Below are 20,829 nucleotides of genomic sequence, written 5' to 3' on the forward strand. Positions count from 1 at the left end.
TAAAGATTCATTCTATTGGTACAAAAAAGTTATTGCCACTAATGGTGATGATTTAAGTGATTAAATAGATAGCTAGATAAGAGAAAAAGATATTTCTATTTTGAAATATCTTTTTTCATTTCTAAATAAGAAATAACATCTTCTAATGAATCATAGACATGCTCAACTTTTTTTAGATATTTTTCTTGAGGAAATTTCATATCAGGGATACAGATAACTGATATTTTTGCTTCAGATGCAGCTTGAATACCCGCTTCACTATCCTCTAATACAAGTGCTTCTTCTGGTTCAACATTTAATTTATCACAAGCTTTTAAGAAAATATCTGGAGCCGGCTTTCCATGTTCTACTTCACTACCGCATACAATACCATTGAAATATTTCATAAGATTATGTTCACCAAGTATTCTTTCGGCCCTTTCTTTACCACTGGAAGTTGCAACAATCGTTTTATAATAGTGAATATTTAAATACTTCAATAGTTGAATTAGTCCTTTTTTTAATTCTACACTGTTTTTTAGTAAGTATTGCTCTTCCAATATTTTAAATTGATTTATCTTTTCATCCGTATCAAAGTCTATATTATACTTATTTTTGATAAAGTTCATTGATGAAATAACAGATTTTCCAGGATAATCTTCTATGTATTCTTTTTTTGTAAAGTTAAAACCATAACTTTCAATAATATCTTTGTAGCATTGGAATGAGATGATTTCGGTATCAACCATCAAACCGTCCATGTCAAAGATAATTGCTTTTAGCATATTAAACCCTCCTTTACTTTATAATATAAGATTACATGATAATTCTATTTTTATAAAGGTAAAAGATGAAATATGATAAAAAATCATATTGGTTTTAAATGTTTTTATCAAATAATAGAAATTATTATATTATTTTTCTGTTTAAATTGATATCTATTATTTTGTATATTTAAAAATAAGTAATAAAAATAGTGTAGCAATTTTAAATATATGTAAAAAAATTACGTTTTCTAGTGATATGGGCATTGTTTGATGAGTATAGATAGAGAAGAAATATACCTGAAAATTATAAACTGAAATAGGGTATCACATTAGGACTTATAAATGAGTTATTGAATATCTAAAGTATAGTTAGTATTTTTTATTAAGTATCTTGATGTTACAAGAAAAAAGCATTAATGAAAATTAAAAAATAGAGTCTAGAACAATGATAGTAGTCTCAAAAATGATGAGATAAAACTTTTTTAAGACCATAATAAAAAAGACTCTTTTATATTTATTCGTCTTGATAAGTGGAATTGTGGACGAGAATGAAAAATAGCGCTCTTTTTATTAAAGTTGAAGGATTGTATAAGCGTGTTAAATAGTGTTTATATTTAGAAATTAAAAAGTGTGAATTAATCACACTTTTTTAAGAACATCTTGTCTATTTACAAGCTTCTTCGATAGCTACGGCAACAGCAACTGTAGCTCCAACCATAGGGTTGTTACCCATACCGATTAATCCCATCATTTCTACGTGAGCAGGAACTGATGAAGAACCAGCAAATTGAGCATCTGAATGCATACGTCCCATAGTGTCAGTCATACCGTAAGAAGCAGGACCAGCAGCCATGTTATCAGGGTGTAAAGTACGTCCAGTTCCTCCTCCAGAAGCAACTGAGAAATATTTTTTACCTTGTTCAATACATTCTTTTTTATATGTTCCAGCAACTGGATGTTGGAAACGAGTAGGGTTAGTAGAGTTACCAGTAATTGATACATCTACACCTTCTTTATGCATGATAGCAACACCTTCTCTAACGTCATCAGCACCATAGCAGTTAACTTTAGCACGAGGACCATCAGAGTAAGCTGTTGTAGATAATACTTTTACTTCACCTGTAAAATAATCGAATTGAGTTTCCACGTAAGTGAATCCGTTAATTCTTGAGATGATTTTTGCAGCATCTTTTCCTAAACCGTTTAAGATAACTCTTAATGGTTTAGTTCTAACTTTATTAGCTTTTTCAGCGATTTTGATTGCACCTTCAGCAGCAGCGAAAGATTCATGTCCAGCTAAGAAAGCAAAACATTCAGTACCTTCATCTAATAACATAGAACCTAAGTTACCATGTCCTAAACCTACTTTACGGTCATCAGCAACTGATCCTGGAATACAGAATGATTGTAAACCAACACCGATTGTTTTTGCAGCGTCTACAGCTTTAACATCTCCATTTTTGATTGCCATTGCAGCACCGACAGTGTATGCCCAACAAGCATTTTCAAAACAGATTGGTTGAGTTGATTTTACGATTTCGTAAACATCAATTCCTTTTTCATCGCAGATAGCTTTAGCTTCTTCGATTGATTTGATATCAAATTTAGCTAGTGCAGCGTTAATTTGATCAATTCTTCTTTCATAACTTTCAAATAATGCCATTTTCGTACCCTCCTATTATTCCTTTCTTGGATCGATGTACTTAGCAGCATCATCGAATCTACCATAAGTTCCAGTAGCTTCTTTCATTGCTTCATTAGCATCTTTTCCAGCTTTAACCATATCCATCATTCTACCTAAGTTAACAAATTCATAACCAATAATTTCATTATTAGCATCTAAAGCGATTCTATTAATATAACCTTCAGTTAATTCAAGATAACGAGGACCTTTAGCTTTTGTTGAATAAGAAGTACCAGTCATACTTCTTAAACCTTTTCCTAAGTCTTCTAATCCAGCTCCAACAGGTAAACCACCTTCAGAGAATGCAGATTGAGTACGTCCATAAACGATTTGTAAGAATAATTCTCTCATTGCAGTATTGATTGCATCGCAAACTAAGTCAGTATTTAAACCTTCTAATAAAGTTTTTCCTACTAATGCTTCTGAAGCCATCGCTGCAGAGTGAGTCATCCCTGAACATCCGATAGTTTCAATTAATGCTTCTTCAATGATACCTTCTTTAACGTTTAATGTTAATTTACAAGCACCTTGTTGAGGAGCACACCAACCGATACCGTGAGTTAAACCAGAGATATCTTTAATTTCTTTAGAATATACCCATTTTCCTTCTTCAGGAATTGGAGCACATCCATGTGAAGCACCTTGAGCGACACTACACATTTGTTCTACTTCGTGTGAATAAATCATTTTTTCTAACTCCCTTCGTGTTTTCGATTATAAATAGCTAGTCATGCTATTTAAGGCGAACTAAAATCACCTGAGTAAAGTATAGAATAAAGCCGAGTTAAAGTCAATGAAACATCAACGATTATCAAAATAAATTCGACAAAATAATCGGTAAAAAAAGGAGTTTATGAATACCTTTTAATATAATATTATTACACTAATAAAAACATATTGAACAGGCTATGAGTATGAAAATACCCATGTTTAATCATCGTAAAGATATATAGGGATAACACTAAGATGATTTTTATTGAAATATGGGGGAGAAATTAAACTACTCAAAGAACCTTTGACTAAAGAAAATTATTTATAATAGCAATTTTTGAAGCAATTAGCATTGTCGAAAATTCAATCTTGAATCATGAATTATTAATCTTATTAAAAAGGAATGGTGTTAAATTCATTAATATCCATTCAATTGGGTATGATCATATTAATATTAAGGCTACCAAGGTATTAGGAATTGGTATTTCAAATAGTCCTTATTCAGTTAGTTCAATTGCGGACTTTATTTCTTTACATATTCCAGTCAGCGCTAAAACATATCATGCTATTAATAAGGATAATTTTTATAAAGGTGAAAGGTAGAATCATTATTATTGATACAGAATGTGATGAATTGATTAATTCAAAGAAATTGGTAGAGTGTTGCGATTAGGCAACTAATGATATGGTAGAAAACACAATCTTGCTTTTAAAAGAGATAATGTAGGATAGAACTTCAGTGTATGAAATTCAACAAAATGTTTAGAATTCATTTTGAGATGATATAATATTGATATTGAGGAGGACGAGAATGAAGATTATTGCATTTGAAGTACGAAGTGACGAGATGGCAGATTTTGAAATTATGAATAATTCAAATAACTTTGAAATAACTTATTATAAGGAATATCTATGCCAAAAAAATTTATCTTTATTGAATGGATATGATGGAATTGCTTTTTTAGGGGAGAGTAAGATCAATCATGAAATTTTAGATGCTATTGCTAAAGCAGGAATTGGAGTTATTGCAACAAGAACAATAGGATATGATCATATTGATATCGAATATGCCAAAGAATTAGGAATAAAGGTTTGTAATTCTAGTTATGGACCGGAAGGAGTTGCAGATTTTACTGTTATGCTAATGCTGTTATCGTTACGTCATTATAAAAAAGCTTTGTGGTTAGGACAGGTAAATGATTATTCTTTACAAGGGCTAGAAGGGCGAGAGATGAAAGATTTAACGATAGGAATTATGGGGACCGGACGAATAGGTCAAGCAGTTTTAAAAAACTTATCCGGCTTTGGAGCTCGTTTATTAGCTTATGATATTCATCAAAATGAAACCGCTAAAATATATGCAACTTATGTCGACCTAGAGCAGTTTTATCAAGAATGTGACATTATTTCTTTGCATATGCCGTATCTTAAAAGTACGCACCATCTAATTAACGATCAAACAATAAGTAAAATGAAAGATGGAATAATCATTATTAACTGTGCTCGGGGGCAATTATGCAATACCGAGTCTTTAATCAGGGGAATCGAAAATAAGAAGATTGGGGCCTTAGGACTTGATGTGGTTGAAGGTGAAGAAGGAATTTATCATCAAGATATGCGTACTGATATAATTAAAAATAAAAATATGGCATATTTACGTCAATTTCCTAATGTTGTCATGACACAACATTTAGCTTTTTATACTGATGCAGCTGTTAGCAGTATGGTTCAATTATCACTTAATGGTCTATGGGCTTGTTATAATGATCTGGATTGGGATAATGAGTTAACAAAAGATTTGTAATCGCAGAAATTTCTGTGATTTTTTTAATGCTTTTTGCTTGCACATAAGGTTAGTATGTGCTAACCTTATTGTAGTTAGGTAAAACTAACTTTGTGTGAATAAATGATTCTTTCTAACCTGGCTTAGTCACCCAGGTTAAGGAATCATGAAGGAGGAAAACAAATGAGTAAAATTAAAAGTGTATATGCCCGTGAGGTCTTGGATTCACGTGGTAATCCTACTATAGAGGTAGAAGTAACTACAGAATGTGGAGCATTCGCTAGTGCGATAGTACCAAGTGGAGCTTCAACAGGTGTTCATGAGGCAGTTGAATTACGTGATGGTGATAAAAACCGTTATTTAGGATTAGGAACAGAAAAAGCAGTAAAAAATGTTAATGAGATTATTGCTAAAGAATTAATTGGTAAAGAAGTAACAAATCAAAGAGAAATCGATGAAACGATGATTGCTTTGGACGGAACACCAAATAAAGGTAAGTTAGGTGCAAATGCAATCTTAGGTGTATCTTTAGCTATTGCTAAATGTGCTGCGACGAGCTTAGATTTACCATTATATCGTTACATTGGAGGAGCTAATGCTTATGTATTACCTACACCAATGATGAATATCATTAATGGTGGAGCTCATGCAGATAATAATGTAGATTTTCAGGAATTTATGATTATGCCGGTTAGCGCTCCAACATTTAAAGAAGCAATCAGAATGGGTGCGGAAGTATTCCATGCTTTGAAAGCCGTTTTAAAAGGAAAAGGATTAAATACAGCAGTTGGTGATGAGGGAGGCTTTGCTCCAAATTTAGCTTCTAATGAAGATGCTATTAAAACTATTCTAGAGGCAGTAGAAAAGGCTGGCTATAAACCAGGTGAAGATATTAAATTGGCAATGGATGTTGCAAGCAGTGAGTTTTACCAAGATGGTAAATATGTATTACCAGGAGAAAATAATAAATCATTTACTTCAAAAGAATTAGTTGATTTTTATGCTGAATTATGTTCTAAATATCCAATTATCTCAATTGAAGATGGTTTAGATCAAGATGATTGGGAAGGTTGGGATTATCTAACTGAGAAGTTAGGGGACAAAGTACAGTTAGTCGGTGATGATTTCTTTGTAACTAATACTAAACGTCTTGAAGAAGGAATTAAACGCGGTGTAGCTAATTCAATCTTAATTAAAGTAAATCAAATTGGTACTTTAACAGAAACTTTAGAAGCTATTGAAATGGCCCAAAAAGCAAATTATACAGCAGTTATCTCTCATAGATCAGGAGAAACAGAAGATACAACTATTGCTGATATTGCGGTAGCAACAAATGCGGGACAAATTAAAACTGGCTCTGCATCAAGAACAGACCGAATTGCTAAATATAATCAATTAATTAGAATTGAAGATCGTCTAGGTAAACAAAGTAAATATTCTGGATTATCAGGATTTTACCAATTGAATAAATAATTTGGATAAATTTTATAAAAACTATTGCATAGTCAGTTAGTCTGTGCTAACATATAGATAGTTAGTTAAAGCTAACTAGAGAAAAGGAGAAATGTATGAAAGTAGTATTTGCATCAAGAACAGGTAATGTTCAAAGTATTGTTGATCGTTTAAGTGTCGACGCCTTAGAAATATCTTCTGGAGATGAGGCTGTTAGCGAGCCGTTTCTCTTAATCACTTATACTGATGGTTATGGTGATGTCCCTATGGAAGTTGAATCATTTTTAAATAGTAATGGTGACCATTTAAAAGGTGTTATAGTTAGTGGTGATCAAGGATACGGTGAAGCATTCTGTAAAGCTGGTGACGTTATTGCTGAACAATACAATGTTCCTTGTCTTTACAAAGTTGAGAATGATGGAACTGATGAAGATATAGAGGAAATTAAAAAAATAATTAATAATCAATAGTTAAATATTTGCTGATAGAGGTTGCTGATATATCATACCTACAACGATAAAATTTCCTAATATAATTATTAGCACTCTTTAAAAGTAAAAAATAGTAAGAAAGGTATCCGTGATAAGCTATTCACCTTTTTCTCGAAGACATAGACGGATACTTCTTACTAAATTATCCCGTCGAAAACAATAATAGATTTAACTATTTTCCAAATTCCTTAAACATAGTAGTGAATTTCCTTTATATCAGTTCATTCTCTAAACATTCGTCCATGGTATTTTGTCCTTGAAATCATGGCATATTAGAAAGTGATAGAAAATGTAATTTATAAAATATCCTTCAAGTTATAAATAATATTTTCAAATGTAACGAACTTTAAATCCACATCCAAGTAAGTGATAAATAATTTAGCCATTATAATTATCATTCTTTACATTAAGTTCGTAACTTTCAAAACCGGAAGCATTCCGGTTTTCTTTTTTTTATTTTATTGGTATAATTATATAAAACGATTGGAGGAAGAGTAGATGATGCACGAATCTGGTGAAATGTATTTGGAAACAATTTTATTATTAAAAAAACAAAACGGTAATGTCCGTTCAATTGATATTGCTCGAGAGTTGGGATTTAGTAAACCAAGTGTTAGTCGTGGTGTAGGCATTCTAAAGAATGACGGATATATTATTGTTGATAGTAAAGGATATATTGAACTAACTGAAAAAGGAACGGAAAAGGCTACTGCTGTTTATGAAAAACATGAATGTCTTACAGAATTTTTAATGCATACTGCAAAGGTTTCTAAAGAAGTAGCTGAGGATGATGCTTGTAAGATTGAACATATTATAAGTGATGAAGTATTTGAAGGAATTAAAAAGTTTTTAAACAAGTAATTGAACGTAAGATGCAAGAAGGCTTCTTACGTTTTCTTGGTTTTTTAAGATTTTTATATTTTATAACAGGGAGAGGTTGTTATGAAAACAAATGAACTTGAAAAATTATTGGGGACTACAAAGGATACCTTACGTTATTATGAAAAGGAGGAATTAATTTCGCCATCACGTGATGATAATGGTTATCGTAATTATAGTCATGAAGATATTCGAATAATAAAAAATATTATTATGTTGCGCTCTTTTGATCTTTCAATTACAGACATCAGACGTATATTTAACAATGAAATTTCTTTAAATACATGTTTGAATCAGAAAAAAGAATATTTATTAAAAGAGATAGGTAAAAAGCAGAGAATCATTGATTTAATTGAAAAAAACTTATCACGCAAGAAAGCTTTTTAGGTTATTTAAAAATTCCAGTAGACATTGAAAATAAAGTACACGTTCTTTTCTCAAATGAAGAAATAATGATTAGGGAGAACATAAGAAAGGATTGTCAAATATAATTATCAGGATATCAAAAGAGTGGTTTTTTCGATATGTTACAGAACTTATATTCCGGCGTTAGCTGGCGATCATGGGTATTTGCTATTTGCAATGTGGTCACATATTGGATTATTATCACGGTATTTATATAGATTTGGATATATATGCTGAATATAGTTGTCATTTATTTGAGAGTATTTCTCTAGATAATATTCATGAAATCTTTGCTATTTTAAAAGATAAGGATATCATAATCGAAGATCCGCTCAATTTGAACGGTATTTTTACCCAATATCAAAATTTGTCTGAGCTTGAAAAATATTTTGATAATAATATGTCTAAATAGCAAAAAAATATGGCTTGGATAACCCTTGAGGTAGCGAAATTTCTCAACAGATTGATAAGCTTCATACTTATATAAATAATACTGAAAAGGGGGAGAAGAGGAAATAAATTATTTATATTAAAGTCTTTAATAAATAGTAGTTTTCCTAAACGTACGTTAGTTATTTTGATTTTAGTTTTTAATTGCTCCGCTATCTCTTTTTATCATAGGAGTGATTATATTTGCCTTTAAATAGATAATTTCATGATTTTTAATAAGTAAAACGGGTAATTGATTTAATAAATTTAATTCATTGACAATAAAATTTTATTGATTTATGCTTGGATTATGAGTTACCGGTGGCTCTTATAAAAAGGAGCGAAAAATTATGTATCATTCAAGATTTAAAGGAGAACATTATCAGATTGGATTTAAGTGGGGGAGAAATTTATTAAAACATAAGCAACTGTTTTTAACTAATGTACCCTTTGAAATTACTTTAGAGCACTATGATTTTGCTTTACAATGTTTACCGATTTATCAAAAATTTTTCCCAGAAATTATTGAAGAAATAAGGGGAATTGCTGATGGACAAAAATGTTCATTTAAAAGTATTTGTGCTGTTTTGTTGAGTATGTACTGCATTGTTCCAGAAGTACATTGTTCTTGTTTTGCTTTTAGAAATGAAAATGAAATCTTATTTGGACGAAATAGTGATTTTTTAACAAAAATTGAAAAACTGTATACTAATTGTATATATCAATTTACTAATGATTCATATGCGTTTAATGGCAACACTACAGCGTGCGTTGAGATGGAAGATGGTATCAACGAGTATGGTTTAGCAATTGGATTAACTGCTGTTTATCCGACTGTAAAACAACTGGGGCTAAATGCCGGAATGATGCTGCGGCTATTTTTGGAGAAGTGTAAAACAGTTGATGAAGTAATTCAATTGTTGAATACATTACCGATTGCTTCAAGTCAAACTTTTACACTGGTTGATACTGGTGGTGATATTGCATTGATTGAGTGCAATAGTAAACAAATTAAAATCAATAGAAATAATCAGAATGCTTTTGCAACTAACTGGTTCTTTAGTGAAGCAATGCGGGAATATAATAATCATCTTATTGATAATTGGCAAGCTCAAAAGCGCTATCAAACTATCAAAGAAGCGATTTTAACTGATAAAATCAACGATTTTAATGATGCGGCTGCTTTATTATCAGGTAGGTATGGTTATATTTGTCAGTACGATCGAAAAACAGGGAAGGATACAGTTTGGTCGGTCATATATGATGTGAAAAATAAAAGGATTTTTCGAGTTGAAGGAAACCCTTCACGAAAATCCTTTATGGAAGATAAAAGATTTAAGTTCAAGTGATTAGATGAATGCTATAACTGATTGAAAATAAACAGGTTTTTATTTTGATTTAAACAGAAAGATAAAAAAGTAAATGAAAACATGATATGATGATTCCACTAAAGTAGACACACGAAATAACCAAATGGGTATCTATGGAGGTGGGAGCATATCACTAAGTTAGCCGGGTTAAAAATTTTATTTGTTTTGTGTATCTACCTGACAGCCCTTGGATTAATTTCTATCTTACTTTTTTATTTTTGACAATTAGGACAATAATAGATACTACCACCTAGATATTGTTCTTTTTTTATTTCACAGTGACAGATTGGGCAACCACTTTTATAAGATTTAGCGCATAAGATAGTTTTGTAACCACCAGGATTTCCGTATATATCTTTTTCACTGTCTCGACCGTGGTTTTCGACCATCTTTGTTAGAGTTCTAATAATCGCATCATATAAATTTTTTATATCTTGTTCATTTAATGTCTTAATCCTTCGTTTGGGAAAGAGTTTGGCATTAAACATAATATCTTGAGCAACACCATTACCAATCCCTAAAATTCTTTGCTTAGTTGCTAAAAAGGCTTTAATACTGAGTTTTTCAGTTTCATCAGTAATTAATGTTTTAAAGTAATTAAGAGTAAATTCTTGATCTAAAGGACCAATACTGGTTAATTCTGTTTGATAATATTCATTATTTGATCCTGTTATTTGATCAAAAAGTCCAATAAAACAATACATTGATGTTGTTACATTGATGAAACTTTGATCAGCAAAAGTAATTAGTAATTTGCTTTTTTTTAATTTAGTTGGTTTTTGGTAGTAGCGAATATTAGCGCCGTCACGAAAGGTTAAACGGTAATTCTCAATTACTATTTCAACATAGTAATTTCGCTTAATAATACCTGTTACTTTTTTACCAACTAATAATTCCTTGTATGAATTAGGATTTCCTTCATAAAAAGTAAATTTATGATCAGTGTAGTTACCCCCGAGATCAATTATAGTCTTACCAAGTATTTCTTTTTCCAAGTCATCAGCAATTGCATATGCTTCAGGAAGTTCAATCATCTTTCTCACCAGCCTTATATTAATATTCTAACATAGATACTGATTTAAAAACATCATAATAAATAAAAAAGCAAAGTGTTTAGATGATATGATTCCCTCTTAAATAGATTTTGGTTATTTGCCTTGGCTATTTAAAGATAATTATATCAAATATGTCTTTGCTCTTAATTTAAGCCTTGTCGACTTTTTTTAAAATACATTAAATCGGTTGCCTGCATTCCGTTTTCAATTATCTTATTAGGATAATAGTCAATAAAGAAATTTTCAATCCGATGACTATAAACATATCCTAAACGTGTATAAAAAGTGATATTTTCAAGACTGGAATTTGCAGTACCAACTAGAAAAGTATCATATGAATTGTACGTTTCTTCAATAAATTTGATTAATGCTTTGGCATAGCCGTGACCACGATGTTCACTTAATGTAAGGAGATTTTTGATTTCAACTTCGCCATCAATTATTTCTACTGCAATGAATGAAACTGGTTCGTCTTTTAAATAAAAGCCATACAGAGCACCATTTTCTAGGTAATCTCTAACTAAATTAATATTAGGATCACTTTCAGTTAAAAGGTGATCATAATCCATTTTATTGTTTATTTCTTTTATCATTGTTTTCACTTCCCAAGATGTATTATAACAAAGTTTTATCTAATGTAAAAGAATCTAATTATATGATATACTAATGGACAAAGGAGTGCAGCAAAGATGAAGAAAATATTAATTTGTTTGATGATGTTATTTTTAGTGGTTGGCTGCTCATCATCGAATCAAAAGAATAAAAAAGAAGAAACAGTCAAGAAAGAAGAAAAAACAGAAGAAAAAGAGCCTGTCAATACTAGTATTAAATTAAATTTTGCAGGGGATTGTACATTGGGAAATTATGCAGGACAAGCTTATGATGGATCGTTTAATCAAGAGTATGCCAAACAGGGAAATGATGCTACATATTTTTTTAAGAATGTCAAAAATGTTTTCGAAAATGATGACCTTACAATTGTTAATCTTGAAGGCCCATTGACAAGTGCGACTTCACATGTAGAAAAACAGTTTCCTTTTAGCGGACCAAAAGAATATGTTAATATTTTAACTAGCGGTAGTGTTGAGCTGGTTTCTATTGCCAATAATCATTCAGAAGATTATTATGAACAAGGGATGACGGATACTAAGCAAGTACTTGATGAAAAGGGAATTGGCTATTTTGGCTATGAAACGTCATGTGTCAAGGAAATTAAAGGAATTAAAATTGGCTTTTTGGGGTATCGTTCAATGTCTTTATCAATGAATAACGAAAAAGGGCGTGCAACAATTAAAGCAGCAATCAATGACTTGAAAAATAACCAGGGAGCTAATGCCGTAGTCGTTTTTTATCACTGGGGAATTGAGCGGGAATACTATGCGAATAGTGATCAGCGTGAGTTAGCAAAATTTTCAATAGATAGTGGTGCGGATTTAGTTATGGGTTCACATCCGCATGTTGTTCAAGGAACAGAAGAATATAATGGAAAACAAATCGTTTATTCATTAGGAAACTTTTGTTTTGGTGGAAATCGCAACCCTAGTGATACAGATTCAATGATTTACTCAATTACAATGAATTTCACTGATGGTGTTTATACTGGAGATAGTCACGAAATTATTCCTTGTTCAGTTACCTCGGTTAAAGGACGAAATAATTATCAGCCAATAATTTTAGAAGGTAATGAAAAAGAGAGAGTACTAACTAAAATACAAAAATATAGTTACTAGAAGATGGGATAAAACCATCTTTTATTATAAAATAATATATATAATATTTGTAATCTCATTATATTAGCTTTATAATTAACATAGAGGGTGATAATTATGAAGCGCAAATTAGTATATTTTCTTTATAGTGGTTATATTGTTTTCTTGGTTGGGTTATTGGGAAGCCGTTTTGCTAATAGTATCAGTAAAGGTACTTTAAATATTATCTGTTTATTTATTTTTATTGGTGTTTTAGCTTTTTGTTGTGGTGGTTTTGTTGGTTATCCAACTCGTCAAATTGATACAGAACAGACCATCAAAGATAAGTTAGAAAGCCGTGATGATGCTATTTTAATCAAAGAGTTGTTTATAATGACAATTCCGTTATTAATTATTTTTATTATCAATTATTTTTGTTGAGTTTAAAATGCGACAATTTTTTTGTAAATGCTTGAATCTTGAATCAATAAATGATATTATGCAAATAGTTATACGACTGACGGAAGTGGAATTAACCACAGGGAGTATAATCATGTAAGAGCCGACCGTCTGGGCAAGAGTCTGGACGAGTGTAGGCTCTTTTTTAATTCTTTGGTCAAATTGCTTGTTTTGAGGGCGAAAAGAGTGGTTTTAAAACAACTGTACTGGTTGAGAAAAAAGCCGAAATATGATATAAATTAGGTGTATTTTTGTTTTGATTATTGGTGACCTTAGAATGTTTATTTAAAAATTATATTTGAAAGGGTGGCGTTATGTTAACTGATGTTGAAATTGCACAAAGTGCAAAGATGAAACCAATTAGTGAGATTGCTAAAAAGGTTGGTTTAGAAGGTGATGATTTAGAATTATATGGTAAGTATAAAGCCAAGATTGCACTTGAGGCGATTAATCGGCTGGAAAACAATCCTGATGGAAAATTGATCTTGGTTACTGCAATTAATCCTACTCCAGCTGGGGAAGGTAAGACGACAACGATGATCGGATTGTCTCAAGCCTTAAATAAGTTAGGAAAAAAATCAGTTGTGGCAATGAGAGAACCATCTTTAGGGCCATGTTTTGGGATCAAAGGTGGAGCTGCCGGTGGAGGATATGCACAAGTAGTTCCAATGGAAGATATTAATTTACATTTTACTGGTGATATCCATGCAATCACTGCTGCTAATAATCTTATTGCGGCAATGCTTGATAACTCTATTCATCAGGGAAATCCTCTAAATATCGATGTACGTAATATTGTTTGGAGAAGAGTTGTTGATTTAAATGATCGCGCTTTACGTAATACTATCTGTGGTCTTGGCGGAAAAGTCAATGGAATGCCTCGAGAAGACGGTTTTGATATTACTGTCGCTAGTGAAGTAATGGCAATTTTATGTTTGGCAACGAGCCTTGAAGATTTAAAAGAACGAGCAGGTAAAATGATCGTTGCTTATGACTATGCTGGAAATCCAGTTACAGTAAATGATATTGAAGCAACTGGTGCAGTTACTTTATTATTAAAAGACGCAATTAAACCAAACTTAGTACAAACATTAGATCATACGCCGGTCTTTGTTCATGGGGGACCGTTTGCTAATATTGCTCATGGATGTAACTCAGTGATGGCAACTAAATTAGCTATTAAATTAGGTGATTATGCAATTACAGAAGCAGGATTTGGTGCTGATTTAGGAGCAGAAAAATTCTTAGATATAAAATGTCGTCAAGCTAATCTTGATCCTCAAGCAGTTGTGATCGTTGCAACTGTTAGAGCGCTAAAAATGCATGGTGGTGTTGATAAAAAAGAGTTAGGCACAGAAAATCTTGAAGCTTTAGCAAAAGGAATTAAAAATTTAGAAAAACATATTGAAAATATTGCGAAATATAACCTGCCTTCAGTGGTAGCAATCAATGCTTTTCCAACTGATAGTGAAGCAGAGTTGCAATTATTAAAAGATACATGTAATAAAATGGGTGTTGATGTAGCTATTTCTAAAGTATGGGAAAAAGGTGCTGATGGGGGAATCGAGCTTGCTGAAAAACTATTAGAAATCTTAGATACTAAAGAAGCTAATTATCAACCATTATATGATTTAAATTTATCAATCAAAGAAAAAATTGAAACTATCGCGAAAGAAATCTATGGTGCTGACGGAGTAGCGTTTGATAAAAAAGTATTAACAAAGATGAAAAAGTACGAAGCACAAGGATTAGCTGATTTACCAATCTGTGTAGCTAAGACCCAATACTCTTTATCTGATCAACCGACGCTGCTTGGTCGCCCTAGGGGATTTACGATTAAGATTAATGATCTTATCCCATCTGCTGGAGCAGGATTTTTAGTAGCTATCTCTGGAAGTATTATGAGAATGCCAGGATTACCAAAACGTCCGGCAGCGGTTAATATGGACATTGATAAAGATGGTAAGATAGTAGGCTTATTCTAAAAGTGACTCATTGTCACTTTTAGTGGTTTAAAAAGAAAGGAAGAAATTATGAAAGTAGCAATTATTATGGGTTCTACAAGCGATTTAAGTAAGGTTGAACCAGCAATTGGAATTTTGAAAGACTATGGTGTTGAAGTAAATGTAAGATGTCTTTCAGCTCATCGGGCACATTTAGGATTAAGTACATTTATTAAAGAAACAGAAACTGATGGAACCGAAGTAATTATTACAGCGGCTGGAATGGCAGCAGCTTTACCTGGAGTTGTCGCTTCTCAAACAGTATTGCCAGTTATCGGGGTACCAATTAGCGGGGCTACATTAGATGGTATGGATGCGTTACTATCAATCGTTCAAATGCCTTCAGGAATTCCTGTGGCTACTGTGGCAATTAACGGGAGCAAGAACGCTGCATATTTGGCGTTACAAATCATGGCAATCAAACATGATAAGATTAAAGAAAAGTTATTAGCATATCGTAAAGATATGGAAAAGCAAGCAATGAGTGCTAATGAAGAAGTTATTGCAAAATATAAATAAAAGATAAGAGGAGAAATCAAAATGGCAGAATTATTATATGAAGGAAAAGCAAAACAAGTTTACAAAACAGATAAAGAAGATGAATATTTGATTCATTATAAAGATGACGCAACTGCTGGAAATGGTGTAAAACATGATCAGTTTGAAGGTAAGGGAGTTTTAAACAATACAATTTCTTGCATTATCTTTGATATGTTAGAAGAAGCAGGAATTAAAACTCATATGATCAAGAAATTAAATGAACGAGATATTTTAGTAAAAAAAGTTGATATCTTCCCATTAGAAGTAATTATTAGAAATATTACAACAGGGTCTTTTTGTAAAAGATTAGGAGCTCCTGAAGGAATCGTTTTAGACGAACCAATTTTTGAATTAAGTTATAAAAATGATGATTATGGTGATCCATTGATTAATGAAGATCACGCAGTTGCCTTAAAACTATGTACAAGAGAAGAATATAATTTTATTAAACAAGAAACATTAAAAATAAATGAATTATTAAAGGAATTTTTCTTAAGCTTAAATTTAAAATTAGTTGATTTTAAAATTGAATTTGGGAAAACACCTGATGGTCAAATCTTGTTAGCTGATGAAATTTCTCCAGATTCTTGTCGTTTATGGGATGTTGAAACTAATCAAAAATACGATAAAGATGTATTTAGACAAGATATTGGTGATTTAATCGAAACTTATAAAGCAGTATTAGCAAGAATGCAAAAATAATAAAGGAGATTAAAAAATGGATTACAAAAAGGCTGGAGTAGATATTGAAGCAGGATACAAATCAGTTGAATTAATGAAAAAACACGTTAAGGAAACAATGCGTCCGGAGGTTTTAGGTGGTCTTGGTGGTTTTGCAGGAGCATTTGATTTAAGTGCAATCAAAGATATGGATGAACCTGTTCTTTTATCAGGAACTGATGGATGCGGAACAAAAGTAAAACTTGCTTTTGTAATGGATAAACATGATACAATTGGTATTGATGCAGTTGCAATGTGTGTTAATGATATTGCCTGTTCAGGTGGAGAACCATTGTTCTTCCTTGATTATATTGCGTGTGGAAAAAACTATCCGGAAAAAATTGCGACGATCGTAAGTGGGGTTGCTGAAGGCTGTAAACAATCTGGTTGTGCTTTAGTTGGTGGTGAAACAGCGGAACATCCTGGATTAATGCCTGAAGACGACTATGATCTAGCTGGTTTTGCAGTTGGGGTGGTTGATAAAAAAGATATTATTAATGGTGAAAACATTAAACCAGGTGATGTTTTAGTGGGAATTGCTTCAAGTGGAGTTCATAGTAATGGATTCTCATTAGTTCGAAACGTATTTGAGATGAATAAAGAAACCTTAGATACATATTATGATGAACTTGGAAAAACATTAGGTGAAGCCCTAATTGCACCAACTAGAATTTATGTAAAAGCATTAAAAAATGTTAAAGATGCTGGGGTAAGAATAAAAGGCTGCTCTCATATAACTGGTGGTGGTTTTGATGAAAATATCCCAAGAATGTTACCCGATGGAGTAAAAGCAGTTATTAAAAAAGATAGCTATAAAGTACCCGCAATTTTTGATCTGATTGCTAAAAAAGGTGATATTGCAGAGGAAATGATGTATAACACATTTAACATGGGATTAGGTATGGTCATTGCGTTAGATCCAGCTGATATTGAAACTAGTATGGCGGCAATTAAAGCAGCAGGTGATGAATGTTATATTATTGGAAGTATTGAAGCAGGTGACAAAGGAGTGCAATTATGCTAAAAATTGCTGTCTTTGTTTCTGGGGGAGGAACAGACTTGCAATCGGTCATTGATGCTGTTAAAAATAACAGCATCAATGGTGAAATTGCAATCGTTATTTCTAATCGTAAGAATGCATATGGACTTGAACGTGCAAGACAGGCAGGAATTGAAACTGCTGTAGTGCGTAAAGATGATGAATTAATTGTTAAAATGTTAAAAGAACGCAATGTTGGTCTAGTTGTTTTAGCGGGATATTTAGCGATCCTTACGGATGTATTGATTGATGCTTATCCTAATAAAATTATTAATATTCATCCTTCATTGATTCCATCATTTTGTGGACCAGGGCATTATGGAATGCATGTTCATGAAAAAGTTTTAGCGCGAGGGGTAAAAGTGACTGGTGCAACAGTTCATTTTGTTAGTAGTGAGGTTGACGGAGGACCGATTATTCTTCAAGAGGCGTGCAATATTGATGATTTAGATAATGCTGAAGATATCCAAGCACGGGTATTAGAAATTGAACATCGCATTTTACCTAAAGCAGTTGCTTTATTTTGTGATGGTAAAATTATTGTTGAAAATGAAAGGGCTAAGGTGATTTAAAATGAAAAGAGCATTAGTTAGTGTTACTAATAAAGATGGTATCGTTGATTTTTGTAAAGGCCTAGTAGATTTAGGTTTTGAAATTGTTTCCACTGGGGGAACGATGGCTAAATTACAAGCAGAAAATGTACCATGTATTGCAATTGATGATGTAACCGGATTTCCTGAAATCTTAGATGGTCGAGTTAAAACTTTACATCCAAAAGTTCATGGGGGATTATTATTCCGTCGTGATCTTCAAGAACACGTTGACACAGTTAAAAAAATGGACATCCAACCAATTGATGTGGTTTGTGTTAATTTATATGAATTTGAAAAAGCGTTAAAAGCTGGTAAACCGATGGAAGATATGATTGAAAATATCGATATTGGGGGACCATCGATGATTCGTTCAGCAGCAAAGAATTTTAAAGATGTTTTAATCGTTACCGATCCTGCTGATTATGATAACGTCTTAACTGCAATCAAAGATAAAACTGATGATTTTGATTTTAGATTAAATCTTGCATATAAAGCATTTTCAACTACTGGCGCTTATGATGCGATGATTTCTCGTTATTTTGCAGGTGTTGTAGGGGATGATTTCCCAGATACTTTAAACATTTCCTTAAAGAAAACGGAACATTTGCGTTATGGTGAAAATTCTCAACAAAGAGCTAACGGCTATGTTGATCCATTTGTGCAAGAAACTTTATTGGATTATGAACAATTACACGGTAAAGAAATTTCTTTCAACAATGTTAATGATTTATATGGTGCTATTGCCGTAGTACGTGAATTTAAAGATCAAATTGTTACAGCTGCGATTAAACATTCAACTCCTTGTGGGGTAGCGATTGGCAAAGATGGTTATGATTCTTATATGAAAGCTTATGAGGCTGATCCTCAAAGTATTTTTGGCGGAATTGTAGCAGTAAATTATAAAATCGATAAAAAAACGGCTGAAGAAATGCATAAGATCTTCTTAGAAATCGTAGCTGCACCTGACTTTGATGATGATGCTTTAGAAGTATTGAAGAAAAAGAAAAATTTACGAATCTTAAAACTTAAAAATCTATATGCGCGTGAAGCTAAATATGATATTAAATATTTAGAGGGTAAAGTTTTAGTTCAAGATATCAATACTGAAATGATTAAAGAAATGAATTGTGTAACAACTGCCAAACCTACAGAAGCTCAACTTAAAGATATGGAATTTGGTATGCGGGTCGTTAAATTTGTAAAGTCAAATGCTATTTGTATCGTTAAAGATGGTGTTACATTGGCTGTTGGTGGTGGACAAACATCAAGAATCTGGGCTTTAGAAAATGCGATTATCAATAATAAAGATAAAGATTTTAAAGGTGCAGTTCTTGCTAGTGATGCCTTTTTCCCATTTAGCGATTGTGCTGAGGTAGCATATAAAGCTGGAATTGGAGCAATCGTCCAACCAGGGGGATCGGTTCGAGATCAAGATTCAATTGATTTCTGTAATGAGAAAGGTATCCCAATGGTATTTACTGGATACAGACATTTTAGACATTAATAGAAAGGCCTAGAATATATGAAAGTACTTGTAATTGGTAGTGGTGGTCGTGAACACGCCATTGCGTATAAATTGAATCAAAGCAGTAAGGTAGATAAAATCTATGCGATTCCAGGGAATCCGGGAATTGCTAAAATTGGTGAGTGTATTGATGGTAAGGTTGAAGATAATGAAATGATCGTTAATTTTGCTAAAGAACATCAAATTGATTTAACTGTTATAGGACCAGAGGTACCACTTTGTAATGGTCTAGCAAATGATTTAGAGGCAGCCGGGTTAATGGCTTTTGGGCCAACTAAACATGCAGCTACATTGGAAGGTAGTAAAGCTTTTTCAAAAGACTTTATGATTAGACACAGTATTCCAACTGCTAAATATAAAGAAGTTAATAGTTATGATGAAGCCGTTAAAGCAATTAGCGAATTTGATTATCCGTTAGTTATTAAGGCTGATGGTTTAGCAGCAGGAAAAGGAGTCGTTATTGTTGACAACCATGAAGATGCTACTGTAACTTTAAAAGAAATGATGATTGACGGAAGTCTTGATGGAGCAGGAAGTAAAGTTGTTTTAGAAGAATTTTTAACCGGATTTGAATGTTCACTTCTTTGTTTTACAGATGGAGAAACAATTGTTCCAATGGTAAGTGCTAAAGATCATAAACAAATTTTTGATGGGAATAAGGGTCCTAATACTGGTGGTATGGGAACTGTTTCACCAAATCCATTTATGCCAGAAGGTATGGATGAGGTAATTAAAAGAGATATTCTTGATCCTTTTATGCAAGGATTAAAAGATGATAATATGGACTATCGCGGTGTTGTGTTTATTGGTTTAATGATTGAAGATGGTAAAGCGAAAGTATTAGAATTTAATGTTCGTTTTGGTGATCCTGAAACACAATCAATTATGCTTCGCTTAGATAGTGATCTATATGATATCATGGTTGGTTGTGCTACAAAAACTTTAAAAGATGTTGAAGTTAAATGGAATAATCAACACGTTGCTTGTTTAGTTCTTTCAAGTGGAGGATATCCAGGTAATTATCAAAAAGGAATTGAAATAGAGAATATTGATGACTGTGATGACTGTGTTGTTTTCCATGCGGGGACAGCAATCAAAGATGGAAAATTAGTTACTAATGGTGGTCGGGTCTTAAATATTTGTGCTACAGGAGTTTCATTAGATGAGGTTCGTGAAAAAGTTTATGCGGTAGCAAAAAAGATTGATTTTGAAGGCAAATATTACCGAAGTGATATCGGACTTAGATAGGGGGATGAA

Annotated in this window: 22 protein-coding genes and 1 riboswitch; of the genes, 17 read left to right on the forward strand and 5 right to left on the reverse strand. The window is 32.3% G+C overall.

The genetic code is table 11. From position 1 onward, the window contains the following. Positions 1-95 precede the first annotated feature (95 nt). The 3 genes from KSU54_RS11830 to KSU54_RS11840 all read right to left on the reverse strand — a co-directional run bounded on the left by KSU54_RS11830 (position 96) and on the right by KSU54_RS11840 (position 3,117). Positions 96-764: an HAD family hydrolase gene (locus KSU54_RS11830; RefSeq protein ID WP_003537575.1), complete on the reverse strand. Its 669-nt coding sequence runs from the start codon at positions 762-764 to the stop codon at positions 96-98. A 646-nt stretch (positions 765-1,410) separates the two neighbouring features. Then, a complete protein-coding gene (locus KSU54_RS11835; RefSeq protein ID WP_003537576.1) occupies positions 1,411-2,409 on the reverse strand; it encodes a GGGtGRT protein in 999 nt (332 codons plus the stop codon). Positions 2,410-2,424: 15 nt separating this feature from the next. Next, positions 2,425-3,117, reverse strand: coding sequence for an iron-sulfur cluster assembly scaffold protein (locus KSU54_RS11840; protein WP_003537578.1), 693 nt, complete (start codon positions 3,115-3,117; stop codon positions 2,425-2,427). Positions 3,118-3,486: 369 nt separating this feature from the next. On the opposite strand from KSU54_RS11840, the gene KSU54_RS11845 reads away from it, so the two are divergent. The 8 genes from KSU54_RS11845 (at position 3,487) to KSU54_RS11880 (ending at position 9,929) form a co-directional block, all read left to right on the forward strand. Then, positions 3,487-3,744 (forward strand): hypothetical protein, encoded by a 258-nt coding sequence (locus KSU54_RS11845; protein ID WP_226817395.1) that lies wholly within the window; start codon positions 3,487-3,489, stop codon positions 3,742-3,744. A gap of 208 nt (positions 3,745-3,952) precedes the next feature. Then, positions 3,953-4,945, forward strand: a complete 993-nt coding sequence (locus KSU54_RS11850; RefSeq protein ID WP_003537580.1) for a D-isomer specific 2-hydroxyacid dehydrogenase family protein — start codon at positions 3,953-3,955, stop codon at positions 4,943-4,945. Between the two features lie 162 nt (positions 4,946-5,107). After that, a complete protein-coding gene (gene eno / locus KSU54_RS11855; RefSeq protein WP_117792606.1) occupies positions 5,108-6,397 on the forward strand; it encodes a phosphopyruvate hydratase in 1,290 nt (429 codons plus the stop codon). Positions 6,398-6,492: 95 nt separating this feature from the next. Beyond that, positions 6,493-6,846, forward strand: coding sequence for a class Ib ribonucleoside-diphosphate reductase assembly flavoprotein NrdI (gene nrdI, locus KSU54_RS11860; protein WP_003537582.1), 354 nt, complete (start codon positions 6,493-6,495; stop codon positions 6,844-6,846). Between the two features lie 519 nt (positions 6,847-7,365). Further along, complete coding sequence (locus KSU54_RS11865) at positions 7,366-7,728, forward strand: metal-dependent transcriptional regulator (RefSeq protein ID WP_003537583.1); 363 nt, start codon at positions 7,366-7,368, stop codon at positions 7,726-7,728. Between the two features lie 81 nt (positions 7,729-7,809). After that, entirely contained in the window at positions 7,810-8,133 is a 324-nt protein-coding gene (locus KSU54_RS11870; protein ID WP_008791634.1) for a MerR family transcriptional regulator, read from the forward strand. A 208-nt stretch (positions 8,134-8,341) separates the two neighbouring features. Then, positions 8,342-8,563 carry a hypothetical protein gene (locus tag KSU54_RS11875; RefSeq protein WP_224209004.1) on the forward strand — a complete coding sequence of 74 codons (222 nt, stop codon included), beginning with the start codon at positions 8,342-8,344 and terminating at the stop codon, positions 8,561-8,563. Between the two features lie 367 nt (positions 8,564-8,930). Then, complete coding sequence (locus tag KSU54_RS11880) at positions 8,931-9,929, forward strand: C45 family autoproteolytic acyltransferase/hydolase (protein ID WP_003537589.1); 999 nt, start codon at positions 8,931-8,933, stop codon at positions 9,927-9,929. 233 nt (positions 9,930-10,162) lie between these two features. Here KSU54_RS11880 and KSU54_RS11885 read toward each other — a convergent pair whose 3' ends face one another. Both KSU54_RS11885 and KSU54_RS11890 read right to left on the reverse strand, forming a co-directional pair. After that, positions 10,163-10,984, reverse strand: coding sequence for a formamidopyrimidine-DNA glycosylase (locus tag KSU54_RS11885; protein ID WP_009300239.1), 822 nt, complete (start codon positions 10,982-10,984; stop codon positions 10,163-10,165). 164 nt (positions 10,985-11,148) lie between these two features. After that, the gene (locus KSU54_RS11890) at positions 11,149-11,598 is read right to left on the reverse strand and encodes a GNAT family N-acetyltransferase (protein WP_003537594.1); all 450 of its coding nucleotides are present in this window, start codon (positions 11,596-11,598) and stop codon (positions 11,149-11,151) included. 96 nt (positions 11,599-11,694) lie between these two features. On the opposite strand from KSU54_RS11890, the gene KSU54_RS11895 reads away from it, so the two are divergent. The 9 genes from KSU54_RS11895 (at position 11,695) to purD (ending at position 20,820) form a co-directional block, all read left to right on the forward strand. Further along, complete coding sequence (locus KSU54_RS11895; RefSeq protein ID WP_003537595.1) at positions 11,695-12,735, forward strand: CapA family protein; 1,041 nt, start codon at positions 11,695-11,697, stop codon at positions 12,733-12,735. A 96-nt stretch (positions 12,736-12,831) separates the two neighbouring features. Further along, on the forward strand, positions 12,832-13,134 hold the full coding sequence (locus KSU54_RS11900) for a hypothetical protein (RefSeq protein WP_117792604.1): 303 nt from the start codon (positions 12,832-12,834) through the stop codon (positions 13,132-13,134). Between the two features lie 62 nt (positions 13,135-13,196). Further along, a riboswitch (ZMP/ZTP riboswitch) is annotated at positions 13,197-13,276 on the forward strand. Positions 13,277-13,466: 190 nt separating this feature from the next. After that, the gene (locus KSU54_RS11905) at positions 13,467-15,137 is read left to right on the forward strand and encodes a formate--tetrahydrofolate ligase (protein ID WP_117792602.1); all 1,671 of its coding nucleotides are present in this window, start codon (positions 13,467-13,469) and stop codon (positions 15,135-15,137) included. 48 nt (positions 15,138-15,185) lie between these two features. Next, entirely contained in the window at positions 15,186-15,674 is a 489-nt protein-coding gene (gene purE / locus KSU54_RS11910; protein ID WP_003537598.1) for a 5-(carboxyamino)imidazole ribonucleotide mutase, read from the forward strand. 21 nt (positions 15,675-15,695) lie between these two features. Then, positions 15,696-16,397: a phosphoribosylaminoimidazolesuccinocarboxamide synthase gene (gene purC, locus KSU54_RS11915; RefSeq protein ID WP_003537599.1), complete on the forward strand. Its 702-nt coding sequence runs from the start codon at positions 15,696-15,698 to the stop codon at positions 16,395-16,397. A 16-nt stretch (positions 16,398-16,413) separates the two neighbouring features. Beyond that, a complete protein-coding gene (gene purM, locus KSU54_RS11920) occupies positions 16,414-17,439 on the forward strand; it encodes a phosphoribosylformylglycinamidine cyclo-ligase (RefSeq protein ID WP_003537600.1) in 1,026 nt (341 codons plus the stop codon). Continuing rightward, on the forward strand, positions 17,433-18,026 hold the full coding sequence (gene purN, locus KSU54_RS11925; protein ID WP_003537601.1) for a phosphoribosylglycinamide formyltransferase: 594 nt from the start codon (positions 17,433-17,435) through the stop codon (positions 18,024-18,026). Before purM ends, purN begins: the two co-directional genes overlap by 7 nt. A gap of 1 nt (position 18,027) precedes the next feature. Next, the gene (purH, locus tag KSU54_RS11930; protein WP_003537602.1) at positions 18,028-19,551 is read left to right on the forward strand and encodes a bifunctional phosphoribosylaminoimidazolecarboxamide formyltransferase/IMP cyclohydrolase; all 1,524 of its coding nucleotides are present in this window, start codon (positions 18,028-18,030) and stop codon (positions 19,549-19,551) included. An 18-nt stretch (positions 19,552-19,569) separates the two neighbouring features. Beyond that, complete coding sequence (gene purD, locus KSU54_RS11935) at positions 19,570-20,820, forward strand: phosphoribosylamine--glycine ligase (RefSeq protein ID WP_003537603.1); 1,251 nt, start codon at positions 19,570-19,572, stop codon at positions 20,818-20,820. Positions 20,821-20,829 lie beyond the last annotated feature (9 nt).

This window comes from Erysipelatoclostridium sp. MSK.23.31, assembly GCF_019125875.1.
In the GTDB taxonomy this organism is placed as follows: Bacteria; Bacillota_I; Bacilli_A; order Erysipelotrichales; family Coprobacillaceae; genus Thomasclavelia; species Thomasclavelia ramosa.

Excerpts from the sequence above, each read along its gene's own strand:
- KSU54_RS11850 (WP_003537580.1), top strand. The coding sequence starts at position 3,953 with ATGAAGATTATTGCATTTGAAGTACGAAGTGACGAGATGGCAGATTTT.
- KSU54_RS11835 (WP_003537576.1), bottom strand. The coding sequence starts at position 2,409 with ATGGCATTATTTGAAAGTTATGAAAGAAGAATTGATCAAATTAACGCT.
- KSU54_RS11900 (WP_117792604.1), top strand. The coding sequence starts at position 12,832 with ATGAAGCGCAAATTAGTATATTTTCTTTATAGTGGTTATATTGTTTTC.
- KSU54_RS11865 (WP_003537583.1), top strand. The coding sequence starts at position 7,366 with ATGATGCACGAATCTGGTGAAATGTATTTGGAAACAATTTTATTATTA.
- eno (WP_117792606.1), top strand. The coding sequence starts at position 5,108 with ATGAGTAAAATTAAAAGTGTATATGCCCGTGAGGTCTTGGATTCACGT.
- KSU54_RS11840 (WP_003537578.1), bottom strand. The coding sequence starts at position 3,117 with ATGATTTATTCACACGAAGTAGAACAAATGTGTAGTGTCGCTCAAGGT.
- purC (WP_003537599.1), top strand. The coding sequence starts at position 15,696 with ATGGCAGAATTATTATATGAAGGAAAAGCAAAACAAGTTTACAAAACA.
- KSU54_RS11895 (WP_003537595.1), top strand. The coding sequence starts at position 11,695 with ATGAAGAAAATATTAATTTGTTTGATGATGTTATTTTTAGTGGTTGGC.
- nrdI (WP_003537582.1), top strand. The coding sequence starts at position 6,493 with ATGAAAGTAGTATTTGCATCAAGAACAGGTAATGTTCAAAGTATTGTT.
- purM (WP_003537600.1), top strand. The coding sequence starts at position 16,414 with ATGGATTACAAAAAGGCTGGAGTAGATATTGAAGCAGGATACAAATCA.
- KSU54_RS11890 (WP_003537594.1), bottom strand. The coding sequence starts at position 11,598 with ATGATAAAAGAAATAAACAATAAAATGGATTATGATCACCTTTTAACT.
- KSU54_RS11885 (WP_009300239.1), bottom strand. The coding sequence starts at position 10,984 with ATGATTGAACTTCCTGAAGCATATGCAATTGCTGATGACTTGGAAAAA.
- KSU54_RS11880 (WP_003537589.1), top strand. The coding sequence starts at position 8,931 with ATGTATCATTCAAGATTTAAAGGAGAACATTATCAGATTGGATTTAAG.
- purE (WP_003537598.1), top strand. The coding sequence starts at position 15,186 with ATGAAAGTAGCAATTATTATGGGTTCTACAAGCGATTTAAGTAAGGTT.
- purN (WP_003537601.1), top strand. The coding sequence starts at position 17,433 with ATGCTAAAAATTGCTGTCTTTGTTTCTGGGGGAGGAACAGACTTGCAA.
- KSU54_RS11870 (WP_008791634.1), top strand. The coding sequence starts at position 7,810 with ATGAAAACAAATGAACTTGAAAAATTATTGGGGACTACAAAGGATACC.
- KSU54_RS11905 (WP_117792602.1), top strand. The coding sequence starts at position 13,467 with ATGTTAACTGATGTTGAAATTGCACAAAGTGCAAAGATGAAACCAATT.
- KSU54_RS11830 (WP_003537575.1), bottom strand. The coding sequence starts at position 764 with ATGCTAAAAGCAATTATCTTTGACATGGACGGTTTGATGGTTGATACC.
- purD (WP_003537603.1), top strand. The coding sequence starts at position 19,570 with ATGAAAGTACTTGTAATTGGTAGTGGTGGTCGTGAACACGCCATTGCG.
- purH (WP_003537602.1), top strand. The coding sequence starts at position 18,028 with ATGAAAAGAGCATTAGTTAGTGTTACTAATAAAGATGGTATCGTTGAT.